At 43.1% G+C, this 22,125-nt stretch carries 20 protein-coding genes and 1 tRNA gene; 18 read left to right on the plus strand and 3 right to left on the minus strand.

All coding sequences use genetic code 11. The annotated features are described in order from the left end of the window. Window positions 1–276: 276 nt before the first annotated feature. Window positions 277–349 (minus strand) — tRNA-Lys (locus QZ311_RS11385). 690 nt (window positions 350–1,039) lie between these two features. Between QZ311_RS11385 and QZ311_RS11390 the strand changes: the two genes are divergently transcribed. From QZ311_RS11390 to QZ311_RS11400, 3 genes are all read left to right on the plus strand, one after another. Beyond that, window positions 1,040–2,833 (plus strand): pectate lyase, encoded by a 1,794-nt coding sequence (locus QZ311_RS11390; protein WP_297068066.1) that lies wholly within the window; start codon window positions 1,040–1,042, stop codon window positions 2,831–2,833. A 155-nt stretch (window positions 2,834–2,988) separates the two neighbouring features. After that, window positions 2,989–5,271, plus strand: coding sequence for a glycosyl hydrolase family 28 protein (locus QZ311_RS11395; protein WP_297068069.1), 2,283 nt, complete (start codon window positions 2,989–2,991; stop codon window positions 5,269–5,271). Window positions 5,272–5,551: 280 nt separating this feature from the next. After that, window positions 5,552–6,808, plus strand: coding sequence for a phosphoglycerate kinase (locus QZ311_RS11400; protein ID WP_297068072.1), 1,257 nt, complete (start codon window positions 5,552–5,554; stop codon window positions 6,806–6,808). Window positions 6,809–6,887: 79 nt separating this feature from the next. Here the strand turns inward: QZ311_RS11400 and QZ311_RS11405 are convergent, their stop codons facing one another. Both QZ311_RS11405 and QZ311_RS11410 read right to left on the minus strand, forming a co-directional pair. Beyond that, a complete protein-coding gene (locus QZ311_RS11405; RefSeq protein ID WP_297068074.1) occupies window positions 6,888–7,418 on the minus strand; it encodes a hypothetical protein in 531 nt (176 codons plus the stop codon). 59 nt (window positions 7,419–7,477) lie between these two features. Then, window positions 7,478–8,278: a M48 family metallopeptidase gene (locus tag QZ311_RS11410; protein ID WP_300590694.1), complete on the minus strand. Its 801-nt coding sequence runs from the start codon at window positions 8,276–8,278 to the stop codon at window positions 7,478–7,480. 500 nt (window positions 8,279–8,778) lie between these two features. Between QZ311_RS11410 and QZ311_RS11415 the strand changes: the two genes are divergently transcribed. The 15 genes from QZ311_RS11415 to QZ311_RS11485 all read left to right on the plus strand — a co-directional run bounded on the left by QZ311_RS11415 (window position 8,779) and on the right by QZ311_RS11485 (window position 22,026). Beyond that, complete coding sequence (locus QZ311_RS11415; protein WP_297068077.1) at window positions 8,779–9,801, plus strand: hypothetical protein; 1,023 nt, start codon at window positions 8,779–8,781, stop codon at window positions 9,799–9,801. Beyond that, window positions 9,783–10,598: a hypothetical protein gene (locus QZ311_RS11420; RefSeq protein WP_297068082.1), complete on the plus strand. Its 816-nt coding sequence runs from the start codon at window positions 9,783–9,785 to the stop codon at window positions 10,596–10,598. Before QZ311_RS11415 ends, QZ311_RS11420 begins: the two co-directional genes overlap by 19 nt. 56 nt (window positions 10,599–10,654) lie before the next feature. Further along, window positions 10,655–12,046, plus strand: coding sequence for a nucleotide sugar dehydrogenase (locus QZ311_RS11425; protein WP_297068085.1), 1,392 nt, complete (start codon window positions 10,655–10,657; stop codon window positions 12,044–12,046). Between the two features lie 75 nt (window positions 12,047–12,121). Next, window positions 12,122–12,451, plus strand: a complete 330-nt coding sequence (locus QZ311_RS11430) for a nucleotidyltransferase domain-containing protein (protein WP_297068087.1) — start codon at window positions 12,122–12,124, stop codon at window positions 12,449–12,451. Then, window positions 12,448–12,606, plus strand: a complete 159-nt coding sequence (locus QZ311_RS11435) for a hypothetical protein (protein WP_297068090.1) — start codon at window positions 12,448–12,450, stop codon at window positions 12,604–12,606. Before QZ311_RS11430 ends, QZ311_RS11435 begins: the two co-directional genes overlap by 4 nt. Continuing rightward, the gene (locus QZ311_RS11440; protein ID WP_297068093.1) at window positions 12,606–12,848 is read left to right on the plus strand and encodes a hypothetical protein; all 243 of its coding nucleotides are present in this window, start codon (window positions 12,606–12,608) and stop codon (window positions 12,846–12,848) included. Before QZ311_RS11435 ends, QZ311_RS11440 begins: the two co-directional genes overlap by 1 nt. A 204-nt stretch (window positions 12,849–13,052) precedes the next feature. Then, window positions 13,053–13,955, plus strand: a complete 903-nt coding sequence (locus QZ311_RS11445; protein ID WP_297068096.1) for an AAC(3) family N-acetyltransferase — start codon at window positions 13,053–13,055, stop codon at window positions 13,953–13,955. A 439-nt stretch (window positions 13,956–14,394) separates the two neighbouring features. Beyond that, complete coding sequence (locus QZ311_RS11450; RefSeq protein WP_297068098.1) at window positions 14,395–15,303, plus strand: oligosaccharide flippase family protein; 909 nt, start codon at window positions 14,395–14,397, stop codon at window positions 15,301–15,303. Window positions 15,304–15,368: 65 nt separating this feature from the next. Further along, window positions 15,369–16,562 (plus strand): hypothetical protein, encoded by a 1,194-nt coding sequence (locus QZ311_RS11455; RefSeq protein WP_297068101.1) that lies wholly within the window; start codon window positions 15,369–15,371, stop codon window positions 16,560–16,562. A gap of 176 nt (window positions 16,563–16,738) precedes the next feature. Further along, window positions 16,739–17,839, plus strand: coding sequence for a glycosyltransferase (locus tag QZ311_RS11460; protein ID WP_297068104.1), 1,101 nt, complete (start codon window positions 16,739–16,741; stop codon window positions 17,837–17,839). Between the two features lie 2 nt (window positions 17,840–17,841). Beyond that, a complete protein-coding gene (locus QZ311_RS11465; protein WP_297068107.1) occupies window positions 17,842–19,038 on the plus strand; it encodes a glycosyltransferase in 1,197 nt (398 codons plus the stop codon). A gap of 176 nt (window positions 19,039–19,214) precedes the next feature. Then, window positions 19,215–19,586, plus strand: a complete 372-nt coding sequence (locus QZ311_RS11470; RefSeq protein WP_297068109.1) for an acyltransferase — start codon at window positions 19,215–19,217, stop codon at window positions 19,584–19,586. Window positions 19,587–19,603: 17 nt separating this feature from the next. Then, window positions 19,604–20,377, plus strand: coding sequence for a glycosyltransferase family 2 protein (locus QZ311_RS11475; RefSeq protein ID WP_297068112.1), 774 nt, complete (start codon window positions 19,604–19,606; stop codon window positions 20,375–20,377). 13 nt (window positions 20,378–20,390) lie between these two features. Then, on the plus strand, window positions 20,391–21,482 hold the full coding sequence (gmd, locus tag QZ311_RS11480) for a GDP-mannose 4,6-dehydratase (protein WP_297068115.1): 1,092 nt from the start codon (window positions 20,391–20,393) through the stop codon (window positions 21,480–21,482). Between the two features lie 148 nt (window positions 21,483–21,630). Further along, window positions 21,631–22,026: a GxxExxY protein gene (locus QZ311_RS11485; protein ID WP_297068118.1), complete on the plus strand. Its 396-nt coding sequence runs from the start codon at window positions 21,631–21,633 to the stop codon at window positions 22,024–22,026. Window positions 22,027–22,125: the final 99 nt, after the last annotated feature.

Genomic DNA, 22,125 nt, shown 5'->3' on the forward strand with positions numbered 1-22,125 from the left:
AATTCGCCATATCGCACCCGAATTGTGGGTCGAGGGTCGCGTTCCCGCCCGCAGAACCCCACTTTTTCAAAGTTGAATTTCTGCAAATGCGCAGTCATCAGCCTGTTGCGGGCCTTTCCGTGTAACCGTGTACATTTTTGTACACGAAACACGATGTACACGTTTTGTACACGCCTGTAGGTAATATTCTGCGTTATCCTGCAATTTCACCAAAAAGAAAAAGCACTGAAAATCAACTGATTTCAGTGCTTTGCGGTGTTCTTCCGAACCCTTTCGTGATCCGCCTGGGGCTCGAACCCAGGACCCCAACATTAAAAGTGTTGTGCTCTACCAGCTGAGCTAGCGAATCATGTTTTGCTTTTGCTCGGTGACTTGAAGCGTTGCTTTCGCAAGTCTTTCAAGTAGTGTTTCCCTTGAAAAGCGATGCAAAGGTAGAGACTTTTTGTGAATCATGCAAATTTTTGGACAATTATTTTTAATAAAAATGCATTTTTTTTGATTTTGATGAATATTAGATGTCTTTTAGATTACGTTTGATTGGGTGTATATTGCTTATTACCATTGATTTAACACTGGTTTGGCCTTGGACGTGAAATTAATTTTGACTGAAATGATGATTTGAAGTATCGGAATTGTGTATTTAAACTATTGTAATTCAGATGAATGTGCTCTTTTGTGAGCTTGAGACTGTGATAAATCGGGCCGTATTATCATAAATTATGCTGTTGCTATGCCATAATCGGTAGTAGCATCATTTTTTGAGATGAGACATAAAATGTCGTGTAATTATTCTGAATTTTATGGATTGACTATGGAAAATATAGTAGGGATGAAACCTTATATATATTTATATCATATATATTTATATCGTATAGAAAAAATTCGGATAAATAGGATTTCCATCGGCTTTTCTCCATGAGAAAGGGATTTCTTAATTTAAGCTGTGTAAAAATCGCGATTTTTTCATTAATTTTGCCAGCATCTACCATGAATATATACAACATAAAATAACTTATTCAATTCATCCAATCATTAATCAATGAAAAAACTGTTAATTTCAGTCTCATCTGTTCTGCTTGCACTTGGATTGTCAGCTTCGGAGTCTACTCCTGCTTTTCCCGGAGCGGAAGGACATGGACGTTACGTCACCGGTGGGCGTGGCGGAGAAGTGCGCCATGTCACTAATCTTAACGACAGTGGCCCGGGGTCTTTACGTGAGGCGCTTAGCGGCACAAAGGCAAAAATAATTGTTTTTGATGTGAGTGGCTATATCGATCTCCGTTCTCAGCTTAATGTGACTTCCAACACTACGATTGCCGGTCAGACAGCTCCGGAGGGTGGTATCACGTTACGTTATTATACACTTTATTTCGGTAATTGCGACAATGTGATTGTGCGTTTCATCCGTTCGCGCCGTTCGCAGGTGAAGGATGTCAATGATGGCGCTGATGCCACATGGGGACGTAATCGTAAAAATATAATCATAGACCATTGTTCATTCTCATGGAGTATCGATGAGGTTGCGTCGTTCTACGACAACCGCAACTTTACCCTCCAGTGGTCTACGATAGCCGAAGGTCTTGCCAATCCCGGGCATTCGAAAGGCGCTCACAGCTACGGTGGCATATGGGGAGGTAAAAATGCTTCTTTCCATCACAATTTTGTGGCTCATATCCAGAATCGTGCACCTCGTTTTAATGGCGCGCGTTATGCTTGGGACGGATATGACAAGACTGTATATTCATCTACTGTGGATGCCGAGCGTGTCGATTTCAGAAACTGCCTGATGTATAACTGGGGTAACGGCAACGGTTGTTACGGAGGTCCGGGCGGCGGATATATAAATATGGTGAATAATTACTATAAGGCGGGCCCCGGTACTAAAAATAAGACCCGTGTCACTCAGGTCAGTGTCGCTTCCGACGGAAATGCTGCCGGATCAAGCCTCAAGGGGTATGCTTCACGATATTATATCAGTGGCAACTATGTCGCGGCTGCTCCGAATCCCGAAAACTATGATTGGGCAGGTGTGATCTATGACAGTGGTCTGGTCAGTCAGAACGGGGAGCGTTATATCGCCGATGCTGCTCATCTCTATGGCGAAAACGTTTCATATACTAATATAAACGGGAAAGACTGTGTGTCTCTGAAGCTTGACGGGCAGATTGATCCCGGAGAGGTCACCACTCATTCGGCCACTGAGGTATATGATAAGATTCTTGACTATTGCGGTGCATCGCTTTACAGGGATGATGTGGATGTCCGTTATATGGAAGAGACTCGCACGGGTACTACCACATATAAAGGTAATGTGGCATATATCGATGCGAATGGCAAATCATATCCTACATCGAAAACTTTAGGAATCCTTGATTTTATCAACAATCCTAACGGTGAACAGATTTCCGGGACTGCCGGTTATCCTGAACTTCCATCCAATGTCCGTCCTGAGGGCTACGACAGCGACGGTGATGGAATGCCTGACGCATGGGAGATTGCCCAAGGTCTGAATCCAAACGATGCTTCAGATGCCAAGCTGTATACGCTTGACACTCGCGGATGGTATACTAACGTAGAAGTGTATATCAATTCTCTTGTCGAGCCCATCATGAAGGCAGGAAATATGGATGCTATCAGCGCGGTTGATGAATATTATCCAAAAATCAATCTCGTTGAGTCCGGAATCAAGGATACGTTTGTGTCCGGACAGATTGAACGCATAGAATATTATAACCTTCAGGGTATGCGCCTTGCAGAACCCGCTCAGGGTGTCAGCATACGTCGTACGGTCTATACCGACGGAAAGGTTGTGACTGATAAGATCGTTAAATAATATAGGCTTATAAACTATGGAGTGTGTGGAAATTTTAAGATATCCACACACTCTATTTATAATATAAGGATGTTGGAAATATTATCAATGTCACTTGATGTCAACAATAATATATACATACAACAGCCTTTAGCCAATTTATCAACAGATTAATCATGAAGATACATGTAATGTCAGCCATTGTGGCCATCATGAGCAGCTTTATGGCTGAGGCTGCCATACCGGCTGTCCCTCGCGACACGTCGTTTACAGTATGGTCTACAGATAAAAAAATCAGAAAATATCACCCGGAAGCAGTGCTTGCCAAGCCTTCTTTGCCTGAGGGCGTGAGGGCATATAATGATGTCGTTTATACAACAATCAAAAAGACCCGTTTCGGCGACAGAGATCTCCACGTTGATATTTTCCGTCCTGATGATGGCGAGACTTATCCCGCACTCATTATGATTCACGGCGGTGGCTGGAATTCGGGCGACAAGTCGCTGCAAGTCCCGATGGCACAGCAGATAGCTTCGCGTGGATATGTCACAATTCCGGTCGAATACCGCCTCATACCCGAAGCCCTTTATCCGGCTGGTCTCCACGATATCAAGACAGCAGTACGTTGGGTCAGAGCAAATGCCGATAAATATGGCATTGATCCTGACCGCATTGCTGTGTCGGGGTGTTCGGCCGGTGCTCAGCTCGCCACGCTTGTCGGTGTGACAAATGGCTCGAAGACCCATGAGGGCAAGGGTGATTGGAGAAAGGTTTCGAGTGATGTGCAGGCTGTCATAAATATGGATGGTATCGCAACGTTTGTGTCAGAATCAAACATCGCTGATGCTCGCGACCGATTCAATAAAAAAGGAGAGTTGCCGGTCAATGCACAATGGCTTGGTGGCCTCTATGAAGATTCGCCGAACAACTGGAAAGAAGCTTCGTCGCTTTTATGGATTACACCAAAGTCTGCGCCTGTGTGTTTTATCAGCAGCGGACTGCCGCGTTATAGCGACGGACGCGACTCGTTGGTCGCGATTTACGATTCTCTCGGAATCTATAGCGAGCGTCACAGAATTCCTGTCGATATCCATCCGTTCTGGTTCTTTCATCCGTGGGTCGATACGACTGTGGACTATGCCACGGAATTCCTTGACAGAATGTTCAAACAGGATGCAAGAAAACTGCCCAAACGTTATTGTCTGACAGATTTCGGTGTTGTGAATGACAGCACGCAGCTTCAGACGTCTGCCATACAGGCTGTTATTGACAGAGCCGAGGCAGAGGGTGGGGGAGAAGTAGTCGTTCCTGCCGGGACATATCTTACCGGGGCGTTATTTTTCAAACCGGGAACTTCTCTGACGCTTCATGAAGGAGCTGTCATAAAGGGGTCGGACAATATAAAAGATTATCCGTTGATTCCCTCGCGAATGGAGGGACGAAGCATCTATTATCATGCTGCGCTGATAAATGCCTATCATGTCGATAATTTCGAAATCTCAGGCCCGGGAACTATTAATGGAAACGGTTATCGGTTTTGGGTAGAATTCTGGGATAACGTCGAGAATGCGAATAAATCAGGACGAAACTGGACAAACCTTGAGGTGCGCCGTCCGCGTCTCGTTTTTCTATGGGGATGCGACAATGCCCGGCTGAGCGGAGTCCGGATGGTTAATTCCGCATTCTGGACTTCCCATTTCTATCGTTGTAATGACCTCGTGATTGAAAACTGTGAGGTGCAGGCGCCTCGTGAGCCTGTACGAGCCCCAAGCAGTGATGCGATAGATCTTGACGGCTGCCACAGGGTCATTGTGCGCGGATGTTATCTGAATTGTGATGATGACGGCGTTTGTCTGAAGGGTGGCAAAGGTGTATATGCCGATCGCTCGTATGAGAACGACAGTGTCACGGATGTCCTTGTCGAAGGGTGTGTCTTTGGCCCGAACCTGCATGGCACACTGACTCTTGGCAGTGAGTGCATTCATGCAGATAATGTCGTGATGCGTAATTGCCGCGTTGATAATGATTGCTCGGTACTCAGACTAAAAATGCGTCCGGACACATATCAGACCTATGAGAATATACGGGTTGAAAATATAACAGGTCGTTTTGGCACACTCGTCGAAATACTGCCATGGAAGCAGTTTTTCACTCTCGAAGGAAGCGATGAGCATCCTGTGGGTGCGATACGCAACGTCAGCATAAGCAATGTCACCGGGCGCTGTGAGAATCTGGGGGTTATAGCCGCCAACACGGATGACACACTTACTGAATTTACCATCTCGGATATTGATGTGAAAGCAAAGTCTGACATATTCCGCTGTAACTATCCGGATGTAAGGCTTGTCAATGTGAAAGTGAACGGAAAATCGCCTGAAGTTCTCGCTGCGGATGAGGAGATGAAAGATTCGCTTAATTTTGATGCCACGGATCTTCAGCAGGATAAAAAACAGAAATAAGTAAACTGTCTCAGCCGTCATCTTCGGCCGAGACAAGGCATTAAGCGCTCCGCAGATAGTCAATAGCATCTTCGGGGCGCTTATTTTTTTAAGTAAAACTTACGATAATTGATGGGATTGTCGAATAAGCTACTTGTTGATGTAAATGAGAGAGTAGGGTGCAGAGTAGGTTTCATTAAATAAGATTGAAAAAAATATTGGTATTAATGAAATATTTCCTTAAATTTGCAACGTTGAAAAGATTTAGGAAAAACAACACTTCTATAAATACATATTAGAAATGACTATCGATCAGTACAATTTCAACGGCAAAAAAGCCATCGTCCGCGTAGACTTCAACGTACCTCTGGACGAAAACGGTAAGATAACCGACGATACCCGTATTCGCGGCGCTCTCCCCACCCTCAAGAAAATCCTTGCAGACGGAGGCAGTCTCATCATCATGAGCCACATGGGCAAGCCTAAAGGAAAGGTCAATCCCAAGATGTCTCTTTCTCAGATTAAAGATACAGTAGCCCAATATCTCGGCACAGAAGTTGAATTCGCTGATGATTGCGCTAAGGCAGCCCAGCAGGCAGCTGAACTCAAGCCCGGTCAGGTGCTCCTCCTTGAAAACCTCCGTTTCCATCCTGAAGAGGAAGGTAAGCCTGTCGGCATTGACAAGGAAGATCCCGCATATGACGCAGCTAAGAAGGAAATGAAAGAGCGTCAGAAGGAATTCGCAAAGACTCTTGCCTCATATGCTGATGTTTATGTGAACGATGCGTTTGGTACAGCTCACCGTCGCCATGCTTCTACAGCAGTCATCGCCGATTACTTTGACAAGGATTCAAAGATGCTCGGCTATCTCATGGAGAAAGAAGTCAACGCTGTAGATGCTATCCTGAAGGATATCAAGCGTCCGTTTACAGCTATCATGGGTGGTTCGAAGGTTTCGACTAAAATCGGAATTATCGAAAACCTTATGGACAAGGTCGACAATCTTATCCTTTGCGGTGGCATGACTTACACATTTGCTGCTGCCAAGGGTGGAAAGGTCGGAAAATCTATCTGTGAGACAGATAAGTTTGACCTTGCACTCGATATCATCAAGAAGGCTGAGGAAAAGGGTGTAAACCTCGTACTCGGTACTGACTGCGTTGCAGCTGATGATTTCAGCAACGATGCCAACACTATGGTGGTTTCATGCATGGACGTTCCTGCTGAATGGGAAGGTGTTGATGCCGGACCTGTCACCCGTGAGATGTTTGCTGACGCAATCAGAGATGCCAAGACTATCCTTTGGAACGGTCCTGCAGGCGTGTTTGAGTTCGATAACTTCGCAGGCGGTTCACGTGCGATTGCCGATGCGATTGTAGAAGCTACCGAAAAGGGTGCGTTCTCTCTCGTTGGCGGTGGTGACTCAGTGGCTTGTATCAACAAGTTCGGTCTCGCTGATAAGGTCAGCTACGTATCTACCGGTGGTGGTGCGCTGCTCGAAGCTATCGAGGGCAAGGAACTTCCGGGTATCGCTGCAATCCGTGGTTCTGAAAAATAAGATACCGTCTTCTGACTGAGACACTAATAAAATCTATACAATTCGTCCGGAGTCTGTAGGGATTCCGGACGATGTTTTTTTATTGAGTCTTAATGTTATGTATGTTTATAGTCGTCATTCCAAGAGCTCCGGGTGTCATTTTAATCGTTGCACGTCTTGTTTTTTGTGTTCTGAGCCGGCTATAATTCCGAAAAGGAATCTCTATGTCTTTCGAAGAACCGTCGGGAAGCCTTATTTCCATGAAATAGACTTTATAAGGTTCACCACGAGTGTAGACCTTGCGTGAAATGCGTTTGCTGTGGTAGCGGGTTTTAGTATAAATGCGTTCGACAGGGACAGTTTCGATGTGTGCCAGCTCATCGTTACGCATAAAATAGTTGATGCTGAGAATCGCTGATGCCACCAATGCTGTGGTTGCGACAGTATGGCACAGGAAATTTATGGTTTTATAGCGGCATCGTGTGAGTTTGGTCCATTTTGAGTGCATGGTTAGCCCCGTGGCGAGAGCGGTAGCTATGGATATGGTCGCGATTTTCCATAAGTCAACCAATGTCATTGAAAAAAGCGCCAATGAAAGACCATAAAGCATAATCACGGTCAGTGAGACCATGATTATGCAAAAAATTCGCCAATTGTCGGATTTCGTACCAATCATGGCGTGTTGAATTATTATTTCGTTGATGAGGGGCGCTCGAAACCGTCAGCTTTGGCGCGTTGAGACATGCGCTTTATTCTGTCGACTGTCTCAGGATGCGACGAGAACATCTTGTTGATATAGCTCGATTTGGCATTGCTTTGGTTTTCCATTTCAAGGAATTTCTCAAAAGCCATCACCATGCCCCATGGATTGCGTCCGTTTGCTTTTAGAAAATCGTAGCCGCAATCGTCAGCTTCTTTTTCCTGCTTCTGTGAGAATTTAGCGTCGATTAGCGACGAGCCGAGAGCTCCGAGTTGCGACTCTGTCAGTGCGGCGGCTTTGCTTCCTGTAGCGGCGATGGCATCTTTCATTGCATCTGATAGAAGCTGCGTGCGGAATGCTTTTTTTGAATGATGTTTCATCACGTGGCCGATTTCATGGCCGATAATCCCGAGAAGTTCGTCATCGTTCATGATGTCCATCAGTGATGAGAATACGCGCACACTTCCGTCGGGGCAGGCGAAGGCATTGACGTCAATCACTTCGTAGACTTTGAAATTCAAAGGAATGCCGTCGGCATCATTGAGGTTTTCTGTCAGTTTTTTAAGGCGTATTGTATATGGGCTGTCATCGGCGCTTACCGGATTGTTTTTGTCCATCCATTCGACCGATTCTTTGACATATTCTGCCATTTGCTGGTCAGTAAGGGTGACGGCCTGTAGGGTTTTAGTGGCAGAACCGGCTACTTTCTTTAGATTGAACTGGGCATATACCGGTGTGGAAAAACAAATTACTCCGAGTACTGCCAACGCTTTGATAGATAATTTCAGCATACTTCTAAGAATTAATGTGATTTATGTATTTACAAGACCCCATATGACGATAATCACATAGCGGCCTCTTGCGACAGCTTCGTGATGTCGGATGTAAAATTAGATAAAAGTTAAGAAATATGCAAGTATATTATTAAATGTAAATCCCCCTGACGCTATTTAAAATCTCTATGCAAGAGATAATATTATGAGTGCAAAGATACGGAATTTTCCTCAATCACTGTGCGTTTTCTGCAACTTTTTACGCAAATGATGTCGATTTCAAAAGCGTGAAGCGACTTTTATCGCGAGACGCTTAATACTAATCAGCTAATCTCTAATTCTTTAGACCACAATGCAAATCTCTTGCATAGAGATGTATGGCTTCCGCAAGCTGACAATTGCGGATAGTTTTCAGAAGTGCTATGGTTGATTGATTTTATATGCTTGAAAATCAATAAAATACGAAACATAGCGCTTAGTGAGAGAATTGCCTGAACTTTTTTTCGTTGCATATCCTGATGGATAATAACAATCGCTTCTGGTTTGTGCTGAATTATATCTCACCCTCGTTTAATCGTCGAGAAAGAGTCGAGAGAGTGATTGAAAAATTCAATACATCTGTAAAAAGCGATCTCGATGTTTTTGCTCCAACCTTTGTAGAGATGTCGCAGGACGCGGAAAACGTTAAGCCCGTAGAACGTCCGTTGCTGTATCACTACGTTTTCGTGCGCGGTTGTCTCGACGATGTGAGGCTGCTTTGTCAGACAGTGACCGGCTTCTCATTCGTGCTCAATTATGCCGGCGAAAATCGTTATATGACAGTGACTCCGGCAAGTCTGGAGGCTTTCCGCATCATAGCGCGGCTCTATGAGTATAAACTGCCATGCTTTTCTGTCGATAATGTCGCCTTGGAAAAAGGAGATGAGGTCGAGGTGATGGTAGGGCCGTTTGCCGGACTTACAGGGACTTATATATCAAGGAAAGGAGCTTCGCAGGGAAATATCCTGATTTCTGTCACTCAGAGTCTTGCTGCTGTGGCCTACGACATCAGAGCGGACTATGTGCGGGTCATTCGTTTCGCGAAGGACTCGAAAAGAGCATACGACCAGATTGAAGCGTTTATCCCACGTCTGTTGATGGCATTGAGATGTTATCACGACGGGTCTAAAATGGATTCATCGCTGATTTCGCATCTTGTCATCTTTTGCCGCCGCATGGAGGATGTAAGGCTCAACAACGATAAAGTCGATTCCAAATTACAGCTTCTTCTGATGACGGCCAATATGATACTTGGAAACATGGACGATTATCTTAAGGCCAAAACGAGATTTGAACGATTGGCACGGCAGATTACAAATCCGCTTACTCAGGCGCTTGTCATATTGCTCACATCGGTTATATCTCATGATTATTCCGGCATTGAAAGAGGCTTGTCGCTGATTGAAAGCAAGGATGGCAAACCGTCAAAGTTCCAGTTGATGCTTTACGCTGAATATAAATATTATCTCTCCGTCGATTCTTCATGCCTGCTCAAAGCGTAGAAAATTTTAGCGGTAAGGTTGTTGCCGTCACGGATTTTTCCGATCTAACATCGACGATAGCCTATGGCTATTATCTGCTTGCACGCTATCAATGTGGAGTGGCCGATGGGATGTCTGTCGGCTTTGATTCGTATGTTGATGTCAAGGAACTCCGTCGCTTTGCCGGAATGCTTGGCCATAGGCTCGACGAAGCCGTCCCGGCAGAACTGTTCAGTCTCGTCCCGCTTTACGAGTTGGTCTACAGGGTAGGGCATGGGTGTGCTCCATCACCGAAAATCAGGACCGCGAGCCGTCAGAAATGCTTTCAGGCGTGGCTGAGTGGCGACAGGGATATGACCGAAACGCAGTTGGCCGGAATGATATGGGCTGATCTCAGTCAGAATCCGGCTGGTGTGGATGCAAGACATCTGTCGTGGTATGCCGGGGTGATTGACGGATGGTGCAGGACTTTGCGGTGTGCTACTCGTTTCACGCAACTGTCGCCGGCTGAAAATTTTGCCCGTTTCGCAATACTTCTTAAAGAAAATCTTCGAGCTTTCTATCCTGCAAATGAAAAGAGTGTGAAACAAGGATGGATAAAAAACAATCTGATTGACAGTCTGATTGGTTACGATTCATCCTCACTTAAGGAATACCGCTCATTTCTCAACTGTGCAGTCTCCCACGGGCTGACCACCGATGATTATATTACACGTGACGTATCTGTCCTATCAGAACTCAGTCGCCGCACGGACCTCCATCCGTTTGAGCGTGAGGCATATCACCTGCTTAAGAATGGTCGGCAGTTTATCGCGTGACACCTATATAAAAATAGATAAAAGCAAAACCAACCCCCAAATCACTATAACAACGCATGGAAAAATTTAATATAGCCGTGGCCGGTACTGGCTACGTCGGGCTTAGCATTGCCACACTTCTCGCTCAGCACAACCATGTTACCGCTGTCGATGTCATCCCCGCGAAGGTCGATCTCATTAACGACCGCCGTTCTCCGATTCAGGACGAGTATATCGAGAAATACCTTGCCGAAAAGCCTCTCGATCTCACTGCCACACTCGACGGTGCTGCCGCCTATCGCGATGCAGACTTCGTGGTCATCGCAGCCCCGACTAACTATGACCCGGTGAAGAACTATTTCGACACCACCCATGTAGAGGAAGTCATCGACCTCGTGCTTGAGGTAAATCCCGAGGCTGTCATGGTGATCAAGTCGACAATCCCTGTCGGCTACTGCCGTTCGTTGTATATGAAATACGCGGCTAAAGGCGTCAAGCGGTTCAACCTTCTTTTCTCCCCCGAGTTCCTCCGCGAGTCAAAGGCCCTCTACGATAATCTTTATCCCTCGCGCATCATCGTCGGCATACCCAAAATCATTGCTGACGAGCGTTTTGACGAGGAAAATGCGGCTATCCTCGCAGTTGCCGATCTTGAAAAGCTCGACCGCGCAGCCCGCACATTCGCATCGCTTCTCCAGCAGGGAGCAATCAAGCAGGAAATCCCGACACTTTTCATGGGCATGAAGGAGGCGGAGGCAGTGAAGCTCTTCGCCAACACATACCTCGCCCTCCGTGTCAGCTATTTCAACGAGCTCGACACCTACGCCGAGGTCAAGGGTCTAGATTCGCAGGCTATCATCGAGGGTATCGGCCTTGATCCGCGCATTGGCACTCACTACAATAACCCCTCTTTCGGCTACGGTGGCTACTGTCTGCCAAAGGACACCAAGCAGCTCCTTGCCAACTATGCGGATGTACCACAGAACATGATGACGGCCATCGTCGAGTCAAACCGCACCCGCAAGGATTTCATAGCCGACCAAGTGCTTAAAATGGCCGGATGGTATGACTATTACAACAATAACACCTTCCGTCCGGCCACTGATAATTCGGGTCGTGCCGAAGGAAATTCTCAACTTAATACTTCATCCTTAAACCTTGATACTTCACGCAATTCCGAAGGAAATTGCGTGATTGGCGTCTACCGCCTGACGATGAAGTCGAATTCCGACAACTTCCGCCAGTCGTCGATCCAAGGCGTGATGAAGCGCATCAAGGCCAAAGGCGCGACTGTCATTATCTACGAACCAACGCTTGAAGACGGCTCAACCTTCTTCGGCTCGCGCGTAGTCAACGACCTCGCCGAATTCAAACGCCTCTCCCACGCCATCCTCGCCAACCGCACCGCCCCCGACCTCACCGACGTCGAGGAAAAAGTCTATACACGTGACTTGTTTTCAAGGGATTAAACAGCTCAAACTAAGAGCAATGAACCGCTTTTGATTTTGGATGGTTATAAAATTATAATTATCTTTGTCAAAACTATGAAAAAGAAAGATAAAATACTACGCGAGATTTCACGTGTTGCCAGACAGCTTTTTGGCAATGGTGACGGGTATGTTTATCTTTACGGTTCTCAGGCTCGAAACGAGGCATCTTCACATTCAGATTGGGATTTGCTTGTCATAACCGAGGATCAAACGGCTACGGCCTCTGATGACGATGATTTCCTTCGTTACGCATTCCCTTTTGCTGAAATCGGATGGCATTTCGGGGCACAAATTACACCCCTGCATTTTACTCGTTCGCAATGGGAAGCTCAGAAAGGAACGGCATTTTATCATAATGTTCAGTCGGAAGCAATCAGATTATGACCCTCACTCACGATCAAAGAGAGATTGCTATCGGTCTGCTGATTGAAAAGTCGCACCGTAATATGGAGCAGGCTGTCAAAAATGCCGGACTTGATTATTGGGATTTGGTTGCAAATCGGCTTTATTATTCATTATTTATGCTGTTACTGCCTTAATGCTTGCAGATGGGATAAAGACAAGCACTCATAAAGGCACATCTTCACAGTTTGGCCGTCACTATGTGCTGACAGGCCTATTCTCTCGTGAGGATGGTATGCTTTACAGCCGTCTTCAAACTATGCGAGAAAAGGCTGATTATCAGAACACATTCAATCTTCCATCCGACCAAGGTGCAGAGCTGATTGCTAAGGCTGACGATTTACAAAAAAGAATCGTAGCTTGTGCGCTTGCGCGATAATAAGCAAATTTTAGTTATAAATAAAACGCATGAAATCTGATTGCCGTTGGCAATTGGAGGCTAACTCATAACCAATCAAATTTGATTACAGTTACATAATTATTATGGAATAATCAAATGTTGTAGAGTTTTATACATATCTTTTTCAAGTGTGAACCGTATGGATTATGGTTTAATTTAAGCGTTAATATAAAGTGATATTATATGAAGCAGCTTCATTATCAAAACATCACAAGTCGATTTAAAAGATTGTTAGGGATAAAAGACTTTTCTTTATTTAAGAAAAAGATTCAAAAACAAATTGGAAAGTTCTTATATAGAAAGAAATATACGGCTGATGATATAATAGATATCATGTGTGGCCTAGGCTTAAAAGAGGGTTCATTGGTATGTATACATGCGTCAATGATGCAATTTTATAATTATACCGGTAATGCGGAACAGTTAATAGATGCGATTGTTGCAAAAATAGGACCAACTGGGACATTAATGATGCCCGCATTTCCTAGAATTCCAGATGGATGTAGTTATGAAGATTTTATATTTAATCCATTAAAAGATAAAACAGGTGCTGGTTATCTAGCTGAAACTTTTAGAAAATATCCAGGTGTTATAAGAAGCAATAATGTTCGTCATTCAGTATGTGCATTAGGGCCAATGGCTGAATATTTAGTCTCTGAGCATAATCTAGGTGCAGACTGTTGGGATAAGTATTCCCCTTGGTATAAGTTATGTGAACATGATGGATTGGTTTTTAATTTTGGTTTGCCAAGGGAATATATGGGTACATTTCATCATTGTGTGGAATCATTGCTAAAAAATACACATCCTTATTGGGCACAATTTTTTATTAAACCAACGACATATCATTATATAAAGGATAATGAGGTTATAGATTACGTTAATACAGATTCAACTATTTATCGGAAAACAAATAAAAAACCAGTATTAAAGACATTTACTGACAAAGAATGGAAAATAGCAAGAATATCAAATCTTGAAATAAAAGTTTTTTATGCAAAAGAAGCTCTCAGTAAGATGTTAGAACTGGGGAAAAAAGGAGTATCTGTATATAAATATCCAAATCCTAAAAATTATACATTTTGATAGCAAATATATCAAATATTCTAAAAAATCCACTTTGGAGAAATACGTTAAAGTTATCTTCAAGCAGTGTATTAATGTATTTTGTGCCTTTGGTCGTAACTCCGATTCTATCCCGTATATATGATCAATCTGCGTTTGGTGAATGGGGGGTGTTTTCTTCAACAGTTACGATTATAGGAATCGGAATTTTTGCGGGTTATGAGAATGCGATAATCCTATCAAAAAATGATGTTGAAACACGGCAACTATGTTTTTTAAATATACTCATATCGTTGAGCTTTATATTTTTACTGATTATATTATTTTGGATTGGTAAATATACCGATTTATCTTATTTTGAGTCATTTCCTTCGTTGACTATATTTGGTATTTATCTTGTTTTTTTGCATTACTTGGCATTTTACAAAACTTAAGCAATTTAAATGAGAATTATGCAGTAATGACATTTGGGAATGTTATTCAGGGTAGTGCTCAAGCTCTTTTTCGAATTTTATTTGGATTTCTTATATTACCTTGGAATACAAATGGCTTAATCTTGGGAACGACGATAGCAATAATAATAACTACAACCTATTATATATATCAATTAAAATCAAAATTACGGAGTATAATTTCTAATATGCCAAATATATTGGAAATAAAAACAACGTTGATTCGACATCGTTACTTTCCTCTATATGATGCTCCTGCTCAACTACTATCTTTTGCGGCTTTTAACCTTCCTCTAATTATATTATCTTTATATTTCAGCATGGCTGATATTGGTTGTTATTCAATGATTTTACAATTATTGCTTATACCAATGTCTTTTATAGGTTCTGCAATGGGGAAGGTCTATTATAAACAAATATCTGTAGCACCTAAATACGGAGAGGATATAAAAAGATTAACGATACAATCTTTGAGATTAACTTCCTATATATCGATTCTTCCACTGTTGTTTATTGCTTTAGGAGGAGATTATATATTAGTTGCCTTTTTGGGCGCAAAATGGCATATGGCTGGAAACATAGCCTTATGTTTGGCTATATGGTCTTTTCCGACGGTTTTAACTCAACCAATGCTCTCTATTTTTAGGGTTTATTCAAGACAGTCCTATCTATTGGTCAATAATCTTGTATATTTTACATTGGGCATAACATCAATAATCATAACAGCGTCAATATTCCATAATTTATTGTTATCTGTTTTACTGTTCGCTATAATTGGGGCAATAATGAAATTTTGTTTGTTTTACAAAATAATGAGATTGGGTAAACTTTCAATATCTAATCTTCCACGGATTGCTTTATTTTTATGGGCAATAGGTATTATATGCCTTTCTGTTAGAATTTACTATATATGGTAACGATGCAATTTATGTGCTATATTCCATCTTCTTCTAAGATTCGATTTGAATCTAGGCATATGGCTATGGGATTAATAATAGTGGGTGCTGCATTAGGAATGTATATGAATTTCTATTTTGGAAACATTGGATGGAATAATATTCTTATGTTAGGAGCGTTACTACTTCTGCCAAATTGGAAAAATTTATCCAGTTTCCGATTACCGTTTGTAAATCGCACATTTAAAGCTATATTACTATTCCAGTTATTATGTATAATATATATGGTTATAGGTGGCTTGATTGATATTACACTGCTGATTTATCTTGTTTTTACAGTATTTATGATGATGGGCATTATGTCGCAGAATCCATCAGATATGTCAATTTCAAAGGTTGTATTCTATGCTTGGCTATTTAGTTGGTTATGTGTCGCATTTTGTACAACCACCCTAATTACGGGGGCCTTTTTTATAGAATATGCTCGTCTTCATGATGGTTCAGGTTATCAAAGTATTTTGATAGACCTGACTATGGCAGGTAATATTTACACGTTTATCGTATGTTGTCTTTATTACATTAAAAGTACGAAAATAAAATTTATTCTTTCAATATCAGGTATTATAGTAGGATTGATTCTGATGGTTATTCTCGGAAAGAGAACACCACTTCTTATCTCAATAATCTCAATATTCTTTTATTTATTCAGATTCCATCCGTTGTCTCGTAAAATAAATAAGAAAACATTGATTTTTAGTATTATCTTCTGTTTATTAATAATATTTGCCTTAAATATTTCTGATTTTGGAGAAAAATTGATGTTTGTGGTTGAGCGTTCTGTCAATGGCGTTTTGGATATGATAAATGGCACGTCAAACACAGGTGCTGCAGCTATGGAGCGTTATAAACTTAGAGATTGGGCTTTTACATACATTGAAAGTACATTTACTCCGTTTAATTATCTTTTTGGGGCTGGATTTATGACAAAATGGCTTGATGCTCCATTGATTCAAGCTTATCTTGATATGGGGATAATTGGTTTTTTAGTATATCTATACTATGTTATTGTGAAGCCTCTTAGGATTACTTTTTCAAGCCTTTCTCGGCATCGTATGGTATTTTGGGGCTGTGCACTAAATTTTTATAATATTTTCTCTGCTTTAAATTCAGGAGTTCCATATGCACATCTTAAATGGATTCCTTTAATTGTTTTGATTCTTACAATTAATGATTTAAAGAATGATAGCAACGAAATATTACCACGGATAGACTGTAAGTAACGAATTTATTTCATACTAGGCGATGGGGGAGTATTAATCATCCGAACTAATGATTACGATTGTAAAAGAATCGGCCGAAATAAACTGATGTTTTAATATGATTAATGATTTAGCATTCATGCTATTATGCTAAATATAATATAATTTAAATTGCCAATAATAAATTGTGATACAACATGGCTAAACTCTGTGTAATTTATAATATGGCTGCCAAATACCGTGCACCAATCTTCCAGTTAATGGATATGGAAATGGATATTGATTGGTATTTCGGCGAACCTATCGGTGATATAAAGGGACTTGAACCGGAAACGCTAAAAAATGCCACCATAATAAAACGAAAAACATGGAAAGGACTTACATGGCAGAAAGGGGTGTTAAAACATCTTAGAAGTCAAGAATATGATAAATATTTAATGCTTGGCGAGCCGTTCACGTTATCGACATGGGCTTTTATGTTGTTGAAAAAAATAATTGCTCCTAATAAAAAAATATATCTATGGAGTCATGGGTGGTATGGGCGTGAAGGATTTGTGAAAAAATGGATAAAAAGGATTTATTTCGGGTTGGCTGACGGCAATTTTTTATATGGAAATTATGCACGTGAAGTAGCTATTCAACAAGGGAATAATCCTGATAAGTTTTGGGTTATACACAATTCTCTTGATTATGATAGGCATGTTCAATTACGGGAGACAATAAAACCATCTGATATCTATAAAAAACATTTTGGCAATAATAATCCAGTGTTGATTTTTATAGGTAGATTAACAAAAGTGAAAAAGTTAAATCAGATATTTGAAGCTGTATATTTGCTTAAAAATAAAGGTAAGACTTATAATATCGTTTTGGTGGGTGATGGAGAAGAACGGGGAAGACTTGAAAAAGAGGCTGCTAACATGCAAATACCAGTTTGGTTTTATGGAAGTTGTTATGATGAGATAAAGAATTCCGAACTTATTTATAATGCTGACTTATGTGTTTCACCCGGAAACGTTGGACTAACAGCGATACATACAATGACATTTGGTACACCTGTGTTGACTCATTCAAATTTCATGAATCAGATGCCGGAATTTGAAGCCATAAGGGAAGAAAAGACAGGATTATATTTCAAGGAAGATTCTATCGAAGATATCGCAGAAAAAATAATCTATTGGTTTAACCGACCAAAATACTCAAGAGAATCAGTTCGGAGGAACTGTTACAAGGAAATAGATGATTTTTGGACTCCACAATTTCAACTTGACGTATTAAAAAAACACCTTGAGATTTAACCATGCCTACCCTCCTTCAAATCAACGTAACAGCCAACTGGGGCTCTACAGGGAAAATAGCCGAGGATATAGGGAAACTTGCAATCGATGCCGGATGGGATAGCTGGATTGCATATGGACGTGGAAATCCTACGAGCCAGTCCAACTTAATCCGTATTGGAAATGATTGGGATATGAGAATCCATGGTCTCCAATCAAGATTATTTGACAATCATGGCCTGGCTTCAAAAAAAGTAACCGAAGACTTTATTCATAGGATTAAGGAAATAAAACCCGACGTCATCCATCTTCACAATATACATGGCTATTATCTTAACTATCAGATACTCTTCAGATACTTAAAAGAGTATGATGTCCCGATAATATGGACGCTCCATGATTGCTGGCCATTTACAGGCCATTGCGCCTACTACGATTTTGCAAAATGCTCACGGTGGCAGACTGAATGTCATGACTGTCCGCAACTTAAAAGTTATCCCGCTTCAGTATGGCGTGACAGAAGCACAAAAAATTTCTTGACAAAAAAAGACTCATTTCTTGGATGTCGAAGTCTGACTTTCGTCCCTGTCTCCGACTGGTTGAACGGTGAACTTAAAAAATCCTTCTTGTCTGACTATCCGGCAGTCACGATTCACAACGGTATTGATCTCTCGGTTTTTACTCCCTCTGAAACAACAATAAAAGATAGCACACAAAAAGTCGTGCTTGGTGTCGCAAGCGTATGGGATAAGCGCAAGGGACTTGAAGAGTTTGTAAAACTGCGTAAATTATTACCTGGAAACTATCATATTACCCTTGTCGGTCTCTCGAATGACCAGATTTCAACCCTACCTGATGGAATAACAGGAATAAGAAGGACAGAGAATGTCCGGCAGCTCGCCGATCTGTATTCTATGGCGGACGTATTTGTGAATCCAACCCTTGAAGACAATTTCCCGACAACCAACCTTGAGGCGCTTGCCTGCGGTACACCGGTGATAACATATCGGACCGGAGGATCGCCCGAAGCTATTGATGACGCTACGGGCTTCATCGTAGACTATCAGGATGTTGAAGCCTTGGCAAGACAGATTGTGACTGTTTGCGAGACCGGTGCGATTTCTGCAAATGTATGCCGTAAACGGGCTGAAAATTTTTACAATAAAAAAATAGTATTCCAACAATACATCACTCTCTACAATAATTGTCTGAAACAATGATCCGTTCTTTAGCTTTCCATCTGATTTATTGGAAAAACAAACTTCTTATGCGCAATGTCAGGATGAAAGGCTATTGCGTAATATTCTCATTCCCAGGGAGTAATATTAAATTAGGGGGGGGTAATATAAACTCCTCATTCACAAGTAATATGCTTGGGCTATGGCAACGTACCATCATGGTGGCACGCTATGGCGGAAGTATTGAAATCGGGGATGGCTTCGGTATTTCCGGAACGACAATCTATTCTACATCATCCATTGTAATCGGCAAGAATGCGACAATAGGTGCTAACTGTAAAATCATCGACAATGATTTCCATCCTCTTGACCCGGAGCAGCGCCGACTGAATCTTAACGAGGAGCATACAGCCCGTAAGCCTATCAGAATAGGAGACAACTGTTTCATTGGCATGAACAGTATCATACTCAAAGGAACGACAATTGGAAATAATGTCGTAGTCGGTGCTGGCAGTGTGGTTCACGGAACATTTCCCGACAACTGCATAATAGCAGGAAACCCGGCCAGAATAATACGGCAAATCAGATAATAATCAATTTACATTTTATGAAAATCTCCATCATCACCGCTACCTACAATAGCGGTGCGACCCTTCGTGACACTATGGAGAGTGTCCTTTCGCAGGATTACGATGATTTCGAACACATCATCATCGACGGATGCTCGAAGGACGACACCCTTGATATTGTCCGTGAACTCGAACCGCGCTACAATGGCCGTCTGAAATGGATATCCGAGCCCGACAAAGGGATATATGATGCTATGAACAAGGGCATCATGATGGCTACCGGCGATGTGGTCGGGCTTCTGAACTCCGATGATTTCTATACCGCGTCCGACGTACTCTCGACCGTCGACCGTGAAATCCGCGAATTCGATGCCGTGTATGGAGATGTCCACTATGTCGATCCGAAGGATACGGCCCGCCCGGTCCGTTTCTACTCCTCGGCAGCATTCCGGCGCTGGAAAATGCGCCTCGGTTTCATGCCCGCCCATCCGTCGTTCTACTGTCGCCGGACGGTCTACACCCGTTACGGACTCTTTGACCCGGAGTTCAAGGTCGCAGCCGATTTCGAACAGCTCCTGCGCCTGATTTATGTCAACAGGATATTTACAAAATACATCCGTAAGGACTTTGTGACCATGCGAACAGGAGGCGCATCCTCCTCAGGGCTTCAGAGCCACAGAAACATCATCCGCGACCATTTGCGGGCCTACCGTAAGAATGGAGTGTCGTCAAACATCCTTCTTGAATCATTCCGCTACGCCTACCGCATCGGCGAACTAATAAAATTCAGATTCTCATCTATCAATAGGTAACTTAACAACAATTATGAAAACCGCATTAATCACCGGCATCACCGGTCAGGATGGTTCGTTTCTGGCCGAGTTTCTTCTCGAAAAAGGCTATGACGTCCACGGCACAATCCGACGCTCGTCGGTAGACTTCCGCGAGCGCATCGCACACCTCGAGGGACACACCAACTTCCACCTCCACTACGCCGACCTCGGCGACTCGATGTCGATCATGCAGGTCGTATCGAAAGTGCGCCCCGACGAGATCTACAACCTCGCCGCACAGAGCCACGTGCAGGTCTCGTTCGACTCCCCCGAGTTCACCGCCGACGTCGACGCAACAGGCGTACTCCGCATCCTCGAGGCCGTGCGTCTCTGCGGACTCGCACCGACCTGCCGCATCTATCAGGCCTCAACATCCGAGCTCTACGGAAAGGTCGAGGAAGTGCCACAGAACGAGAAAACTCCTTTCCATCCCTATTCGCCATACGCCGTGGCTAAGCTCTACGGCTTCTGGATTGTCAAGGAATACCGCGAGGCATACGGCATGTATTGCTGCTCGGGAATCCTCTTCAACCACGAGTCAGAGCGCCGTGGCGAAACATTCGTGACACGAAAGATAACACTCGCCGCCGCACGCATCGCTCAGGGAAAGCAGGAGAAGCTCTACCTCGGCAACCTCTCGTCGCTCCGCGACTGGGGCTACGCACGTGACTACGTCGAGTGCATGTGGCTAATCCTACAGCAGACCGAGCCCGAGGACTACGTCATCGCCACCGGCGAGCAGCACTCGGTCCGCGAGTTCTGCCAGCTCGCATTCCGCCGCGCCGGCATCGAGCTCCGCTTCGAGGGCGAGGGCGAGAACGAGAAGGGCATCGATGTCAACACCGGAAAGGTGCTCATCGAGGTGTCGCCCGACTTCTACCGCCCGACCGACGTCGTGAACCTCTGGGGCGACCCGACAAAGGCGAAGGAAAAACTCGGATGGGACCCGTCGAAGAAGACATCATTCGAACAGCTCGTCAACCTCATGGTCGACGCCGACATGGCAAAGGTCGCCGTCGAGCGCGCAGGCGAACAGGTGAAACTCAACCTCGCAGAATACCTCGAGAAAGGAATCGTGAAGTAAAGCGTCGCTGAAATTGAGGGGTACAGAAATTCAGAAATAACATAAATAACAAAATATAATTCTCTCCACGGTGCGACAATCAGACTTCTTTATCCTAGATATCTAAAATTTTTGTATATTTGATTTTTAATTCAAATCGTCCAACAGAATGAAAGATATTGAAAGTCTGATACGGGAAGTATGCAACTGTATATATACAGTAAGTAATACCCTACGGACAGGATTTTTGGAAAGTGTATATCAGAATGCGCTTTATGTTGAACTTCAGTCCAGAAATATCTCTGTTCGCAAGGAAGTCCCGATTTCAGTGCTCTACCATGGAGTAGAGGTCGGATATTTCAAAGCCGACCTCATTGTGGAAGACCGCCTGATTATAGAACTGAAAGTTGCCGACGAGTTATGTAAGGCCCATGAATATCAGCTGGTCAATTACCTGACTGCAACAGGGATTGATCATGGGCTGCTTGTCAATTTTAAAGGCCCGAAAATCGAGATTAAACGTAAATTCAGGGTCTATTCCCCATATATCACGGGAGATGATTGAAAATAATCTGTTATTTATGTTATTTCTGAATTTCTGTACCTTACCCCACATAATATTCAAACCAGACAGTAATGGAAAAAAATTCCAAGATTTATGTCG

This window comes from uncultured Duncaniella sp. (genome assembly GCF_910578445.1).
Classification (GTDB): Bacteria; Bacteroidota; Bacteroidia; order Bacteroidales; family Muribaculaceae; genus Duncaniella.